This window comes from Halorubrum pallidum, assembly GCF_055380345.1.
Genome location: NZ_AP043945.1, coordinates 2,139,436 through 2,153,729 on the forward strand (window position 1 = coordinate 2,139,436; position 14,294 = coordinate 2,153,729).

General features: G+C 57.3%; 15 protein-coding genes and 5 pseudogenes. 7 read left to right on the forward strand and 13 right to left on the reverse strand.

Annotated elements, in window-relative coordinates:
• Positions 1-2: 2 nt before the first annotated feature.
• Positions 3-961, forward strand: a pseudogene (locus ACZ45C_RS12570) (GHMP family kinase ATP-binding protein).
• A 292-nt stretch (positions 962-1,253) separates the two neighbouring features.
• Positions 1,254-1,931 (forward strand): IS6 family transposase, encoded by a 678-nt coding sequence (locus ACZ45C_RS12575; RefSeq protein WP_460561949.1) that lies wholly within the window; start codon positions 1,254-1,256, stop codon positions 1,929-1,931.
• Here the strand turns inward: ACZ45C_RS12575 and ACZ45C_RS12580 are convergent.
• Entirely contained in the window at positions 1,928-3,202 is a 1,275-nt protein-coding gene (locus ACZ45C_RS12580; protein ID WP_128906734.1) for an IS4 family transposase, read from the reverse strand. The genes ACZ45C_RS12575 and ACZ45C_RS12580 overlap by 4 nt on opposite strands.
• A gap of 115 nt (positions 3,203-3,317) precedes the next feature.
• Between ACZ45C_RS12580 and ACZ45C_RS12585 the strand changes: the two are divergent.
• Positions 3,318-4,178, forward strand: a pseudogene (locus ACZ45C_RS12585) (bacterio-opsin activator domain-containing protein); the annotation flags it as partial.
• A 244-nt stretch (positions 4,179-4,422) separates the two neighbouring features.
• On the opposite strand, the gene ACZ45C_RS12590 reads toward ACZ45C_RS12585, so the two are convergent.
• Positions 4,423-5,238 carry an IS5 family transposase gene (locus ACZ45C_RS12590; protein WP_464374304.1) on the reverse strand — a complete coding sequence of 272 codons (816 nt, stop codon included), beginning with the start codon at positions 5,236-5,238 and terminating at the stop codon, positions 4,423-4,425.
• A gap of 182 nt (positions 5,239-5,420) precedes the next feature.
• Between ACZ45C_RS12590 and ACZ45C_RS12595 the strand changes: the two genes are divergently transcribed.
• The 3 genes and pseudogenes from ACZ45C_RS12595 to ACZ45C_RS12605 all read left to right on the forward strand — a co-directional run bounded on the left by ACZ45C_RS12595 (position 5,421) and on the right by ACZ45C_RS12605 (position 7,111).
• Complete coding sequence (locus ACZ45C_RS12595) at positions 5,421-5,564, forward strand: rubrerythrin-like domain-containing protein (RefSeq protein WP_460561831.1); 144 nt, start codon at positions 5,421-5,423, stop codon at positions 5,562-5,564.
• Between the two features lie 2 nt (positions 5,565-5,566).
• Positions 5,567-6,208 (forward strand): annotated as a pseudogene (locus ACZ45C_RS12600) (Glu/Leu/Phe/Val dehydrogenase dimerization domain-containing protein); the annotation flags it as partial.
• A 72-nt stretch (positions 6,209-6,280) separates the two neighbouring features.
• Positions 6,281-7,111: an IS5 family transposase gene (locus ACZ45C_RS12605; RefSeq protein WP_200532188.1), complete on the forward strand. Its 831-nt coding sequence runs from the start codon at positions 6,281-6,283 to the stop codon at positions 7,109-7,111.
• Between the two features lie 88 nt (positions 7,112-7,199).
• Here ACZ45C_RS12605 and ACZ45C_RS12610 read toward each other — a convergent pair whose 3' ends face one another.
• From ACZ45C_RS12610 to ACZ45C_RS12660, 11 genes and pseudogenes are all read right to left on the reverse strand, one after another.
• On the reverse strand, positions 7,200-7,499 hold the full coding sequence (locus tag ACZ45C_RS12610; protein ID WP_460560815.1) for a hypothetical protein: 300 nt from the start codon (positions 7,497-7,499) through the stop codon (positions 7,200-7,202).
• A 54-nt stretch (positions 7,500-7,553) separates the two neighbouring features.
• Positions 7,554-7,775 (reverse strand): DUF8129 domain-containing protein, encoded by a 222-nt coding sequence (locus tag ACZ45C_RS12615; RefSeq protein ID WP_460560813.1) that lies wholly within the window; start codon positions 7,773-7,775, stop codon positions 7,554-7,556.
• 50 nt (positions 7,776-7,825) lie between these two features.
• Positions 7,826-8,104 carry a DUF7389 domain-containing protein gene (locus tag ACZ45C_RS12620; RefSeq protein WP_460560811.1) on the reverse strand — a complete coding sequence of 93 codons (279 nt, stop codon included), beginning with the start codon at positions 8,102-8,104 and terminating at the stop codon, positions 7,826-7,828.
• Positions 8,105-8,126: 22 nt separating this feature from the next.
• On the reverse strand, positions 8,127-8,528 hold the full coding sequence (locus ACZ45C_RS12625) for a DUF6166 domain-containing protein (RefSeq protein ID WP_460560809.1): 402 nt from the start codon (positions 8,526-8,528) through the stop codon (positions 8,127-8,129).
• 81 nt (positions 8,529-8,609) lie between these two features.
• Positions 8,610-9,479, reverse strand: a complete 870-nt coding sequence (locus ACZ45C_RS12630) for a hypothetical protein (protein WP_460560807.1) — start codon at positions 9,477-9,479, stop codon at positions 8,610-8,612.
• Positions 9,476-10,426 carry a MarR family transcriptional regulator gene (locus ACZ45C_RS12635; RefSeq protein ID WP_460560805.1) on the reverse strand — a complete coding sequence of 317 codons (951 nt, stop codon included), beginning with the start codon at positions 10,424-10,426 and terminating at the stop codon, positions 9,476-9,478. The genes ACZ45C_RS12630 and ACZ45C_RS12635 overlap by 4 nt, the downstream gene beginning before the upstream one ends.
• Before the next feature lie 61 nt (positions 10,427-10,487).
• On the reverse strand, positions 10,488-11,057 hold the full coding sequence (locus ACZ45C_RS12640; protein WP_460560803.1) for a hypothetical protein: 570 nt from the start codon (positions 11,055-11,057) through the stop codon (positions 10,488-10,490).
• Positions 11,058-11,139: 82 nt separating this feature from the next.
• Positions 11,140-11,277, reverse strand: a pseudogene (locus ACZ45C_RS12645) (DUF7567 family protein); the annotation flags it as partial.
• Positions 11,255-12,139, reverse strand: a pseudogene (locus ACZ45C_RS12650) (DUF8186 domain-containing protein); the annotation flags it as partial. The pseudogenes ACZ45C_RS12650 and ACZ45C_RS12645, both read right to left, overlap by 23 nt.
• 27 nt (positions 12,140-12,166) lie before the next feature.
• Positions 12,167-12,586 carry a hypothetical protein gene (locus tag ACZ45C_RS12655; protein ID WP_074878673.1) on the reverse strand — a complete coding sequence of 140 codons (420 nt, stop codon included), beginning with the start codon at positions 12,584-12,586 and terminating at the stop codon, positions 12,167-12,169.
• Between the two features lie 6 nt (positions 12,587-12,592).
• Positions 12,593-12,871 (reverse strand): hypothetical protein, encoded by a 279-nt coding sequence (locus ACZ45C_RS12660; RefSeq protein ID WP_460560801.1) that lies wholly within the window; start codon positions 12,869-12,871, stop codon positions 12,593-12,595.
• A 474-nt stretch (positions 12,872-13,345) separates the two neighbouring features.
• Here ACZ45C_RS12660 and ACZ45C_RS12665 point away from each other — a divergent pair, with 474 nt between their 5' ends.
• Positions 13,346-14,221, forward strand: coding sequence for a DUF8172 family protein (locus tag ACZ45C_RS12665; protein ID WP_079235334.1), 876 nt, complete (start codon positions 13,346-13,348; stop codon positions 14,219-14,221).
• Positions 14,222-14,294: the final 73 nt, after the last annotated feature.

The following is a 14,294-nucleotide window of genomic DNA, read 5'->3' on the forward strand; positions in this document are numbered from 1 at the left end:
ATATGAAGGCCAGCGCGCGTGCCCACCCAATCCAAGGGCTGATCAAGTATCACGGCCAGAGGGACCCACCCCTGAATATCCCGTACCACGATTCGATTTCAGTCTGCACTGCGCCCTCGGAGACGTGGACGACTGTAGCGTTCGGGTACGAGGCCGACACATGTCGCGTCGACGGGTCCCCAATCGACGATGAGGGGTTCGAACGGGTGACGACCGTCCTTGACCTTGTCAGGGATCGTTCTGGTATCGATAGCCACGCCCGGGTTATCTCCGAGAACAACTTCGAGTCGAACATCGGTCTTGGTGCGTCAGCCTCAGCGTTCGCTGCCCTCGCCCTTGCAGCGACGGAAGCAGCCGGTCTCGATCTTCCGCGCAAGGAGCTCTCGAGGGTGGCTCGGCGTGGATCCACATCTGCTGCTCGGAGCGTAACTGGGGGCTTCTCACATCTGCGTACGAGCGAACACGCGGAAGACTGCGTCGGGGAACGGATATCTGACAGTTTTGAGGAGGATATTCGAATAATCGTTGGAGTCGTGCCGGAATACAAGCGAACTTCTCGTGCTCATATGGAGACACCACGGTCACATCTCTTTCGCGGCCGGCTTGCACACATCCACAGCGAATTGGCCGAGATGCGTGATGCAATTCAGAGCGGAGATTTCGAATCGGCGTTCGAGCGTGCAGAGCGCGATTCACTCAACCTCCTCGCCGTGACGATGACCGGACCCGACGGGTGGGTTTACTGGCAGCCGGAGACGCTTGAGTTGCTCCAGTTAGCTCGTCAATTGCGAGAGACTGGTATTCCCGTCTATTTCTCGTCTGATACTGGAGCGACAGCGTATCTCAACACAACCGCCGAATACGCTGATGAAGTTTCAGACGCAGTCAAGGGGTTAGAGTAGAATCTCGGACGTGGCATGTCGGTAACGGGGTGGAGAGTATTGACCATCATCTCTTCTGACTGAGATTATCTCCGCCTACGGTTCTATTGAATCCGAGAGGAGTTGATTGTTTGAGGACCCAAAGAGAACATCCTATGCATTGAGACGACCAGTCTCAACTACTGTTTCGCGGGGAGAAGTTGAGGCTACACGGGTTATAGGATGGTCAGAATGCAGGATTTCAACCGAATCAATGAACTCGACCCGCTTCAAATCCTGGCTGAGACACCCGTTCGGTTAGTGATCCAACTCAAACGGCACTGTCTAGTTAAGCCAGTTTGAGAAGCGAGCAGTTCGTGGTTTGAGTTGTTGATGCTGTCGCCAGAACTGCTCAGGGAGACGTTGGACACGGCAAATCTTGAATGTTGGGAGCGAGAGCGGACGGCCACGCCCGTCAGGGCGTTCGCCGTCCGACTCCACGCGACCGGCTGTTCGCTTAGAGAGACACAAGCAATTCTGCGATTATTCGGCGTACAACGCTCTCATCAGGCAATCTTTCAGTGGGTACATCGAGTTGCTGACAGCGTTCCCGACCCGCCTGAGGCGAAGCCGAAGCGGGTCGCTGTAGACGAGACCGCTGTCAAAATCAATGGCGAGTGGTCTTGGTTGTATGCTGCAATAGACCTCGACACCAAGTTGATTTTGGGTGTCGATCTGTTCGGATCTCACGGTACCGATCCAGCTGCTGCGTTTCTGCATGGGCTCTCCGAGAAACACGACCTCTCCGAGGCCGTGTTTCTCGTCGATGGCTTCGGATACCAGACTGCCCTTGCTCGATTAGGACTGGGCGGTCGGCGTGATTATATCGACCGAAACCTGATCGAAAAGTGGTTTCAGACACTCAAAATGAGGATCGACCGCTTCCATAATTCGTGGGTGGGCAGTCGGTCGAGCGTTCGTCGCTGGTGTTTGCAGTTTGCACATTATTATAACCACCAGCGACCGCATCAATCGCTAGATAATCGACCGCCAGCATTCGTCTTTAGCTAAGACTCACACCTCGGTTGTGTAGCGGTAGCGAGCGTCTCTTGTAAGATCGGTCGTTGTTGATGGATCTTCTGAGCATCCTCGATGAGCCGCTCCAGCAACGGTGGTGGTGAGTAGCCGAGGTACTCACCGAGTTCGTGGAGAACAAGCTGGGCGTGCGACCGGAAGGTCGCCGCCCAGCGTTCCGGTGGAAACACAATCTCGTCGTCAGCCTGCTCGGTGACCAGATCCAACAACTCACGGCTCACTAGCAGCGACAGCAACGCCGCATACAGCAAAATCTCCACCACAACAGGGTTGCTCGTGTCGAACTCATCTAGTTCGTATTGCGTCTTCAACTCACGAAACAGCGTTTCTACCTCCCATCGACACCGATACAGCGTCCCTAGATCTGCTGGGAGAAACTCTTCTCTCGGTAGATTTGTGATATACAGATGGTAGTCGTCGGCGTCCTCGTCCCGGACGCCGACGACGCGGAACCGCTTCGTGTCTAGCGACCGTGTTCCCTCGTACTGACCCCGCTTGAACTCCGCTTCGACCTCTACGTCAATGTACTCCCGCGAGAGATCACCGACCACGTCGTGGATATTCTCCCCTTCCAAGGGAATGGCGCGGCCGCGCCATTCCCGTAGTTCCTCTGTTATCACCGGATTCGCGTTCTGCTTCAACCGGCTCACGAAGTAGCCGTCGTTCTCGTCGATCAGCGCAAAGCGGCGGTACTTGAAGTACGCTAGGTCGAACAAAACCAGCCGTCCATGCAGCCACGATCCCGTCTTGAACAGCGTGCTGTCGTGCGCTTTTTCATCGGTCACATCGATTCGTTCAATCGTCTGGTCGGTGGCATTGTGGAGCAGGTGGAGCTTCGCTCCAGCCTGCTCCTCGTGGCGAGCTTGGAACTCGTCGGAAAGGAACTCGTGCAACCGCAACACCGTTCCATCAGCGATCATCACGTCCCTGAATCGGTTGATATCAGCGTCAACAGCGTCGGGAACAGCGACCTCGTCGAGACCACGCTCGACGAGGTCGCGGAGATACTCTGCAAGTGACGGTGTCAACCGGTGATAGAAGCCACCGGGAGAGATCGTCTCATCGGCTGTAGAGTTGTAGCTGCGTCTAAATCCAGCGAGTGTTCGGCTCTCGCCTGCGGCGAAGCCGAACACAAGCGCCCACACGAGGACGGGAATCTGAAGCTTCCCCTCCCGTTCGACCACGCCGAGTTCCTCGGCGTGCTCTTCAAGGAACTCAGAGGGAAACAGTGTAGTGAGACGACGCAAGATTCTCGATGAGGAGGTCTCGTTGTACACACTCGACACCTCCTCATTCCTTCCGAAAAGTAGCCTCGATAAGCCGCTGCTGTCACGCGGTTCTTCGCTTAGCTAAAGACGGATGGTATTGAGCATTCCCCTCGTGTACAACGACCTCACGCACGGCGTCCTGACGGTCTACGCGCCGACCCAAGATGCGTTCGGCGACACGACGAAAGCCGTCTTGGCCGAACTCGGCGAAACAATTGCGTCTGCTCTTAGTGCGATCGAGCGGAAAAATGCGCTACTTACGACATCGATGACGCGTGTCGAGTTCACCATCGATGATCCGGTATTCGTCCTCTCACGACTTGCGAAGGACGCTGGGTGTACTCTCTCGTACCAGGGGGGAGTCCAGCAATCCAGAGAGGGGAGTTATGTGTTCGTCACCGTTAAAAACGCATCGCTGGAAGACGTCGTAGAAGCCGCCTCGCAGTTGGTTGCTATCGGTGATGTCCAGACGATCAGCACCGAGGATGAAGGCGGCGTTCTACGACTCCGGCTTACACAGCCGTTTCTCGCCTTAGAACTGGCCGATCATGGCGCCGTGTTTCGTGAAGCGACGGCTGATCCGATCACGACGACACTCGTCATCGATATCCCGGACAGTATCGACGTCCGAACGATCACGCAACTCGTTCGCGAGACGTTTTCCACTGTCGAACTCCGTTCCAAACAGACACTCGACCAGACCGCTGCACACGATCTCTATTCGAAGTTCCTCGACAAGCTAACCGAGCGACAACTCGAGGTGATCCAAACCGCATACTACAGTGGGTATTTCGAATCACCACGCGAGAGCACCGGGGAAGACGTTGCAGCGACGTTAGGAATTTCTCCGCCCGCATTCTATACACACGCTCGGACCGTCCAGCGCAAACTGTTTGCGACGATTTTTGAAGAGAACAACCTCCCTCTCGCTGCTTCTGTTAAGACGGTTGAATAACAAACTATGGATCATTGAGATGGTTTGTTAATGCCTTGTTGAACGCAAGACAGCGTCGGGGTAGGGTCGGTAACTCACGGTTTCACGGCGTTAAAGCACGGTTCTTACACTCAGAAGATGTAGTAGCTGCCGCTGACGGTGTTGCTCGAAGAGTCAAAACTATGCCATCTTACTCCCTTGATCAGATGACGATGGCGATGCCTCTCCCAAATATGTCCGGAGAAGGGGGAGCAGGCGGCGAGCCCTAACTCGCCGCCTGCGTTAGGTTATGGATGATGCACTTCCGCGTGAGCTCCCGGAACTGGCCGTGCCAGCTCCGGGAGCGTAGCTTCTCGCCGTCGTCTTCCTTCAACTGCGAGAAGCCCGTTTCACTCATCCAGCGCTGGTTGTAATCCTCATTCATCCGGGCGTTGTGAGCCTTCTGTAGCGGTGTTTGCTCTCTGTGCTTGATCAGTGGTCGCGTTGAGTTGGAGCGACACTCCTCACGGAGATCGCTCCATGAGTAGTTTGCGTCGGCAGATAACACGCGCAGGTCTTCCGCGTTCCGGCGGAAGACCTGCATCCCAATATGACCGTCCCATGCCTTCTGCGTCGTGAAATGAACGTCCTTGATCGCTAGCGAATTCACGTCGATCAAAATCGTCGTCTTCATCGACTGAAACGAGAAGTCTGCGCGGTCGCGGTAGTGGTAGCTGGTTTGATCGCGTTGAAAGCCGCTTGCGTCAATTGCGGCTTCACCACTCCAGCCCGCCTGCTCCGCCGAAGCGCGGAGCAGGCGGCGGAGTTCACGCATTCGGTACTCCTTTTCCCACCGACAAAACGAGCTGTAGTGCGGTGCGTCGTCAAGATCAAACACGGCGAGGACGCCGGGCATTTCGTTGAGGTAGTCTTCGGTCTCACGGAGACTCTTCTCCAGTTCGACGCGGTACAGGATCAACGCGATCTGCACCCACTCGGCGTACCCGTCCGCGCCGTCCGGCGCGGCGGGTACGTCCGGATCATCAACATGCTGTTTGGCAAGATCTCGACACATCCAAGCAAGCCGTCTGAGCGATGCCATATCGCCAGACGGCGTCCATTTCCGGGTTAATCTAACGGAATATTACAGTAAGAGCGTCTGAGAACGTCGTCACTAGGCGGCAAAACAAGGCATTTGTTAATCAACAGCCCAATATTCCCTTATACACTTATTATCCGTATGTAGAGTGCCCTGGTCTGTGTGCTGGCACTCGTGAACTCACTATGAAAGATATCGACCCTGAAACAGACGAAGAAACCACATACGAGTGCTTCGAGTGTGGAAAAATCATCATCGCAGAGACCAGCCCCGACCAGTGTCCCGACTGTAGTGGATCGATGCGAAACCGTCAAATGCCGCTCGAATGACTATGGCCTCCAAAGCCGATACTACCCGCGACGAGTCAGGCGACGAGGCGGAATCATCGATCGAGTCGGAATCTGCGCTCGAAACGGCCCGTCGCCAGCTGTACCAAGCTGCCGATCACCTCGACATTGATCCGAACGTCGTCGAGCGTCTCAAACACCCGAAAAAGGTTCACGAGGTGACGATCCCCATCAAGCGGGACGACGGAACTGTCGAAGTGTTCACGGGCTATCGAGCCCAACATGACAGCGTCAGAGGTCCGTACAAGGGTGGGCTTCGGTACCACCCGCACGTCACCCGAGACGAGTGTGTCGGACTCGGTATGTGGATGACCTGGAAGTGTGCCGTTATGGACCTGCCCTTCGGCGGGGCCAAAGGCGGCGTCGCTGTCAATCCAAAGGACCTGAGTTCGGACGAAAAGGAGCGGCTCACTCGTCGGTTCGCGCAGGAACTTCGTGATGCCATCGGCCCCAATCAGGATATTCCCGCGCCTGATATGGGAACGGATCCACAAACTATGGCGTGGTTGATGGACGCGTACTCGATGCAAGAAGGTGAGACAACACCGGGTGTTGTCACCGGCAAACCGCCGATCGTTGGCGGCAGTAAAGGGCGTGAAGAAGCCCCTGGTCGAAGTGTCGGGCTGTGTTGAATCGCCATACAGCAGCGAGATAGGCCGCTAAATCAAAGGAGCTGAAGCGGGAGAATGCGGTTGTCTATGACGCAAATCTCCCGCTTCATCGGGGAAGTTGTGCCGGTTGCTCAAAGAGTTACTGGCGATGGAGGCGAATCCGCCGCCCCGGACGGTGGCGGCGGATTCGCCGACTATGCACTCGTTTCCCTTCACTGTCTGCGGATTTACCTCGATTCATCGTACCGCATGACGATCGACCTGCTCAAAGAGATGCCACAAATAACCGGGGAGATCGGCCTCAACGCGGCCGATCTCCCCGCACCGTCCACGTTGTGTAAGGCGTTCGATCGGATCAGCATGAGCGTCTGTCGAGTGCTGCTGCGCCAGTCGGCGCAGCTGCACGATCTCTCTGAACACGCCGCGATTGACGCCACGTTCTACGACCGCTCACCAGCGAGCCGCCACTACTGCCAGCGAATCAGCTACCGCGTTCAAAAACTCAAAGTCACAAAACTCGTCGATACAGCGTCTCAAGCCGTCCTTGACGTTCACTGCTCAACGAATCGGGAAGGAAGCGACGCAGACCTTGCTGAGCAGATCGCCCGCCGGAACGCGGGCGATCTGCGGTCTCTCGCGGCCGATAAAGGCTATGACAAGCAATCGCTTCGTGAAGGATTACGTGAGATCGGGATCAGACCGCTGATCAAGCACCGTATCTTCGCTTCGTACGATCACGCCCACAACGCTAGAATCGACGATAACCGCTACAATCAGCGCTCTATGACCGAAACTGTGAACTCGGCTGTGAAGCGCTCGCTCGGCTTCGCCGTGCGAGCGCGGTCATGGTTTCGTGAGTTCCGCGAGATCGCGCTGATGTGTGTCGTCTATAACATCAAGCGCTTCGTCAAACAGTGAATCTCTACGCCTTACAGCGATTCAACACAGCCATTATTATAGTTCAGACTATAACAATCCATCAGACAACCACTCGATAGAGGCAAGTCTATTCTTCGAAAAGGCAGCGAGCGGCTGCATCGTCGCCAGCGAGGGTCTGTTGATCCTCGTCCGTATCTGCGAAGAGCGTCGACTGATCGCCCTCGGATGGTTGCTCAGCTTCGGGTCGATCGTCGACACCGAACTCACTCGCTTCGGGCCGATCGAGACGCGAATCGCGGTCGCGATGATCCACGTCAGCGCCGAAATCCTCGAGTGAGGTCTCGACGCTCGTTTCGGTCACTTCGAGTTGGCCATCGTCACCGAATGCGGTCTGTCGTTGAATCTCGATCTCGGGTCGATCGCTCATCTATCTCGAGCCTCCACCCGTGACGGCGCCGACAAACAGCCCGCGAGCGTCCCGTCAGGTATCGTCTGACCGAAGCTCGCTGGCCCGGTCTTCGAGCCGGCGAAGGATCTGGACGCGTTGCTGGTGGGTGTTCTCGTAGGCAACGCATGCTCGCAGCGTCTCCATGTCGTTGATCGTCGTGATACCGGCGTTGATGAGCCGTGTATTCGGTGGGTCGAGGCGCTGTTCCGGGGATAGGTCGCTCGAATCTGAGTCTTGCTCTTCTGTGTCGCTCACTCTTGGTCGCCTCCGTGCTTCCTGGGGCGACGAGAAACAGCATCGGCCCGCTACTCGTCGTCGTCTCTTGGTTGGATCTGGCGGGCGTCTTCGGCGAGGTCGTGGATATACTTGCGGAGGGTCTCCATATCCTCGCGGGCGTCTTCGAGCGTCTTGCCTTTCGCTTTCGCGATCACCTCGTCCTGATCTCGAGTTCCGGTTCCGCGTTTGAGCTTCACCGTGAGGGAGACGCCGACGTCGCTTCGCTCGACGTACTCGGTCCGTGTCTGTCGCTCGTTGTTCTCTGTCGATTCAGCGTTCGTGCGAGACTGCTGCGAGTGTTCTGACATGGGTTGCTCTCTGGAATCGATTTCAGGCGGACGGTGCGACCGGTTCGTCAGCTAGCTCGCGAAGGGCTGCATCAATCTCGCGCCCGGTAAGCCGCCAGCAGCTGTCGGGTTCTGTACACTCCAGTTGGCTCACGACCTTGGCCTTGAATTCCATGTACTCCGCGAGGGCGACGTCCTCGTCGTCGGTGTAATCGAGCAAGAGTGCGAGCGCGAGTTGGGCCGGCCCGCTGCCACAATACCCAACCTCGAATCCGCTTGGACTGTGATTTACTAGTTCAAGACTTCGCTCCGGTGTCAGCTGTTCTTGGTCGGGTCGTTTCTCCACGATAACGCGGCCTTGACGACGGTAGCCGACGTAGACGACATCGCAATCATCCGAGGTTCGTGACTGTACGTGCGATTGTGGGTCGCTGATTCCACTCATCGGTTGGTCCGCGGAGGCTCCTTCGAACACCCCCGCACCCCTCGGGGGGCGACAAACAACAACTGCGGACGAAGTGCCAGCTCACCGGCGTCGAACCGTCTCGCCGTCGCGCTCGAGAATCTGCTTGGTGACCAGTCGGTCAATCGCGTCAGCGACGGCGTCTTCTTGGTCGTCTGAAAGCACTCGCACATCCGAGAGTACTCGCTCTCGGATCGTATCGATGTCGTCGATCCCATCGTCCACTGCTCTCAGAATGGTGTATTCGATCTCGAATTCCGTCGCAAATTCTTCGATACGGGAGGTAAACGTGTTTGGGAGCCCCGAGAGCGAGTTTACCGCTGTCTCGATCGCGAACAGCGGATGTGAACGGTCATGGATCTGCTGTGCTTCCGTGGATCCGGTGTTGAATGGCCGCTGTTCGTCGATCTCGGCCAGAATCGATTCGTAGTCCAGCCCACGCTGGGCGTATTTCCGCATATCTTCGATATCGCGTCGACGGCCACTCCCGAGGTCACCGCCGGAGACTGCCTTCAGCAGGAACATGTCCTCATCCGAGAGGATGAACGCGGTTACGCAACGCCCGGTCCAGAGCTCTTCGGCCCGGTCATGCATCCGGTCGGTGATCCAGACTTTCCCGACGATCTGCCGTTCGAAGAGATCGATCCGAAAACCACGATCTTCGTGATGTAGTTCGACGGTTTTTCCGACGCCCTCGAACGACTCCGTAGGTTCATCGACAACCGTGAATCCTTCAGACGTGAGCGTCTGGTGGACGTGCTCGAACTCGGACACCACACCCACTGCGAGATCGATATCTTCGGTCTGGTCTTTCAATCCCCGCACTGTCATCGCAGATCCGCCGAGGAGATACACCGTCACGGACTCCGACAGCCAACTGTCGAACTCTTCGAGGAAATCTTTGATCGCTTCGCCACCCTTGAATACAGTCATGCGACTCCGTACTGCTCTTTGAGCGCCATAAATTCTGATTCACTTGGAAGGACGACAGGGAACTCGTCCGAGTCCTCAACCCCTTCCTGCAGTGCCTGGTACATCGCAGCGATCGTGGATTCCAGATCGTACCACGTTGCAGTGTCTGTGAGCGTCTCTTGGTCGATGTCCAACTTTTCGATCAACAGCATTGCATAGCTAACGCGACGGGATTCACTATTGCGGACGAGGGTGTGACACACTACGTCGGCGGGCGTGAGTTCCTCGTCGGGTGCATACCAGAACGCGGGTTCGCCCGCGAGGAAGAACTGTAGCCCGTACTCCTCGAATCGACCGAGTCCAGTGACCTGCCAATCAGGTCTGTCTAGGAGCGTGTCCGTATCCTCGGTGGTCTGCACGCGGACGAGTGCGCGTTTCGGATCGCACCACTCGACAGTCGCACTCGGCGCGATCTCCCGTGCTCGTGATCGGTGTTCGTGGGTCACGACGGCCTGCGCGAATGCCAGCAGTGGCACGAGGTCCTCACTCACCGCATACTCGGGGCCGGACGGGGACAGCATCGCCCGATGTTTGAGCGGCGACAGCGCCTTATGAACGCCTTGTCGAGTAATCTCGAGTCGCTCTGCAATCTCGGATACTCGGCGGGGCTCGTCAAGAAACCAGCACACCTGGAGGGTAGCAGGCGAGAGGAGGTCGGCCCATTCAACGTGGCTGAGTTCCGACTGCAACGTCCGGTATGCTTCAATGACCGGGTGGTCCGCGACACGGACTTGCCGCTGGTTGTTGGGCCCACGGCGTTCGACCAAGAGCCCCGCGTCCAGCAAGTCATCGAGCACCTCGTAGATGTGTGCCTGTGAATACCCGGTTTCCGTTGCGAGGTCTACTGGCGTCGCCTCGCGACCGGTACTCAGCGCGTCAATCACGGCGAGTCCGGCCTTTGAAATCATCCATGTATACCTTAACACTCACCCGTATAAATACGTTTTTGGATTTAGGTTGACGAATCTCCTATTCGGTGACGACGTCTCTGAGTGCGTCCTCGAGAGGTCCGCGGAATTGCCAGTTTGCCCGTTCGAAAGCCTCGTCGGTCGGGCCGTCCCAGCGGGGGAATGCAGAGCGACCGCTCACTTCGACTGTCCACTCAGTCGGCTCGTCGAACGGGTTCTCCGTCGGGAGTTCCACGACGTAGAGATACTCCTCGTCGCCGTGAATGCCGTCAGCTGGATCCTCGACGCCGTGGCCAAGCAGGAACAATGGCTGGTCGAGGTGTTCCATATTGGCCGGCTTGAGGAGATCCGCTGGCTGAGTCGCGTCGATCGTTCGCTCTAGGTCGCCATCCAGATAGAGGTCGACCGTCGAGAGCTTGTCGAGGAACATGAACGTCGCCGCTGTGTACCCCGGTCCGCGCTCCGCACGGGTCGCATCGAGAAGCCCTTTCAGCTGTATGAGATCCCGGAGGACGCTCCCCGGGTAGCCATCCGAATGCCGGTACACCTGCGCGACGCGGTCGGCACTGCCATCTGTCTCACCAATCTGTTCGACTCGTTGGACGAATCGGAGTTGACTCCGTGTCGACATCGATACTCGCCGGCGCGTGTGCGCCGGCACCCATCGCCGGCGCAGGAACAACACCACGCAGTCGTTGCGGGATTGCAATCCGCTACGCGAGATGTGATACCTCGTCTGGTTCCTCTACGTCGTCGAATTCACCACGTTCGACCGGTTCCCAGTCCTCCCCAGGTGCTGGACTCCACCAGTCGACCTCGTAGGAGCCCGGTGCGCCGAAGACCTTGCCACGGCCGCGACTGGAAGATGGCCACGCCGGCTTCGCCGTTCGGATACTCGGCGTAGTAGGGGTACGCCGAGAGGTCGTAGATCTCGACGGCGATCGAATCGGAGACGTTGTGTGATTCCGTCCGATAGGTGACGTCGACGTCCGTCCGGTCACCCAGGTCGGTCCTGACGGTTTTCTTCAGCCGGACGCTAATCTCCGCTTCCAGCGTGAGATTCGCACTCCAGTCGTCCTCGATCTGGTAGTCGAGGACAGGCGTATGGGCTCCGTCACGCTCGGCGATGGTCTCGCCGTCCTTCTTCAACCGGACTTCTTCGATCTCGTGCTCCGTGAGCGACCACGAGATAGTCGTGTTGCCGGAGGAACTCCCGTTGGGGACGCGAACGCGGTAATCAACGAACCCGCGCATCGTCCCATTCGGCGCGATGTAGAGTGGGGTTTCACCGGACTCGAGGTGGCCACGAGTAGAGGGCTGGACCGCGAAGATCGTCGCGTGAGCATCTTCGATGAAGACGCCCTCCTCGAGGTCCGCGTGCGGCGGATGCACGGACGTATCTGGGCCGGCGGCGTCGAGGTCCTCGAAGTCGTTCCGCGTCCACGTCGCCGCGGTCGCGGGCGGCCGTTTGAACGTAACGTCCGTCCCGTTGGCGACCTGATGGACGGCGGAGCGGTCCTCGCCGTAGCGCTGGCGGTACTCCTCCTGGCTGATGTAGTTGTCCGCATCACGTGACCACAGCGTTGCCGACTCGTTTTCCGTGAGCCCATTCCCCTCCGTACCTGGTCGTGGCGGGTCAGCGGCGACGATACCCGTGACTAGGCTCGTCGCGAGCAAGCCGGCCATGAGCACGGAGAGCTCTCGGTGGTTCATAGGGCTCGCAACGGTGCTGTGGAGTGCTTACCAGGGGACGAGGTCGACGCACTGCGCCAGCGGGAGGCCCATCATTGACCCGGCGACGGTGTAGAGCGGGCCGAGGACGACGAGGACGACCGCGGACTTCATCGCCGAACGCTTGTGGCGCTTGAGCCCCTTCTTCTGCTCGGGATTGAGGGTGAACATCTCGATAAGGGAGTCAGCCTGCCAAACGATTGCGAGGCCGACGATCCCCAGCGCGGTGGTCAGCTGGAAGAACCCCTCAATCATACTCGGGAGGTTGTCTGCGCTACAGACCGCGTTACTCTGGGCTGCAACCGGTTGAACGGCAAACAGGCTCAGGAGGACGATGGTGAGCGCTGCCTGCCGAGGGATTTTCCCAGTCAGCGGTGACTCGGTGTCAGTGCTACGCTCAGGGTCGGAGGGAGTCTGGTCCTGTGACATAGCGGGTCAATCATCGGTGGCGTCTCCAGCCGTTGGCTGGTTCTGCTGCTCTTCGACGAGCGACTGGAGGTCGTCGAATCGGTTGGTGTCCTCTGCGATCTCTTCGAGGGTGTAGCCCTGCTCGCGGGCCCGTTCGAGGAGGTCGCGGAGCTCATCGGGGTCAACACCGCGGACTTCCATTTCCTCGCGGAGGGCGCGGAGATAGAGGGCGGAGGCGTTGATGTGGTCGTTCCACATCAGGTACAGGTCATCGATGTCCTCGATGGTGACTGACCTCGTAATCATACATGCGGGTATGGGTATGCACCGGCTGAGTCCCGGTACATATTGGCACGGTAGCTGGATGAGGAATAAATGCTTTCTGGCTGCCAAGTGGTGCAAATTTATCCGATAAATTATAACCAAATCACTTGTTGACCTAGTAGAAAAAGTCTTAACCAACATCCACTGAGAAAGTTGGGCATCTGTTGGTTAAGAATGAGAATCAGCTCGCTTACTCGAGCTCTACAACCTCGCCGTTTCCGTCGTCGAGGAGCCCCTTCTCGCCTACGCCCGCGGAGAACTGACTCACGATGAACATGAACAACGTCGAGAGACGCACGAATGAGACACCTGAATTCAGACCACGGACGGCCATAACTGGAGAAATAGGTATTCGGCATGCTTAGCAGTATAAAAAAGCAGTCCACCGACTTTTCGAAGAGAATCTCGCTCGTGAACTTGATTAAGAAGCACAGATGAGTAGTAATACGCACGCAGATGGGCCACGTCTACTACCACCACCCCGGCGACAAGCAGTTCTCCCTTGACTTCGTCCATCCAGCTCCTGCCAAAATCGTCTCGAAGATCGTCGACTACGGCGACGACGTCGCTGTGAAGGTCCAGAAATACGATATCGACGAACCGTTCTACGTCATCTACACATCCCGCGTCGGCGGTGGGCCTGTTCAAGAGATTGATTTTAACCTGAACGAGTCGCTCTCAGAGATGAGTGCCGACAACAGTACCATCATCGTTCGTCTTCTCGAGATTTACCGCGCACTTATCGCTCAGAACGAAGAAGAAGAGGGAACTCCCGTTGAGGCGTACAAGAATATCGACGTCGATGCACTGCCGGACGTTCTCGACCGGACGTCGTGGGAAGGATCAGCAACAGACGTAGCGGGCCGACTCGCCTCGAACCTGATCCTCAAGCACGCGCTTCCAAATGCCAACCATCGAACCGCTGTTGCGCTGATTCAGTTCTACCTCCGGCGACTGAATCCGGATTTCGCTATGCCGGAAACCTCTGTAGAGACCGATCCAGAATCCTACGACTGGCGAGAGTGGGTGAACGAGTACATCAACGAATCGAAGCGACTGTTGACCGTTCGACGGAAGAACGTCCTCTTCAAGCACCTGTATAGCTTCGGTGCGCGGACGCTTGAGCGAAAACACGCAGTCGAGATCGATCTGACTGAATACGAGTTGGATATGTACCCAAGTGAGGCGAAAATCGCCTACGCGGAGAAGCACGAAGATCTCTGGGTAACGTTTGTTGAGGAGGCTGTCGAACGTGCCGGCTATCCGGAGCTAAAAGAGACGTCTGGCCTCTCGAAAGCAGAATTCGCCGAAAAAATCCGAGACCTCAACTAAGCGGTTCTACTAGTCTTGAAGCGTGGCGACTGTTCGGCCCGTTTCCTCGGCCTCTTCGCTGCGCGACATATTG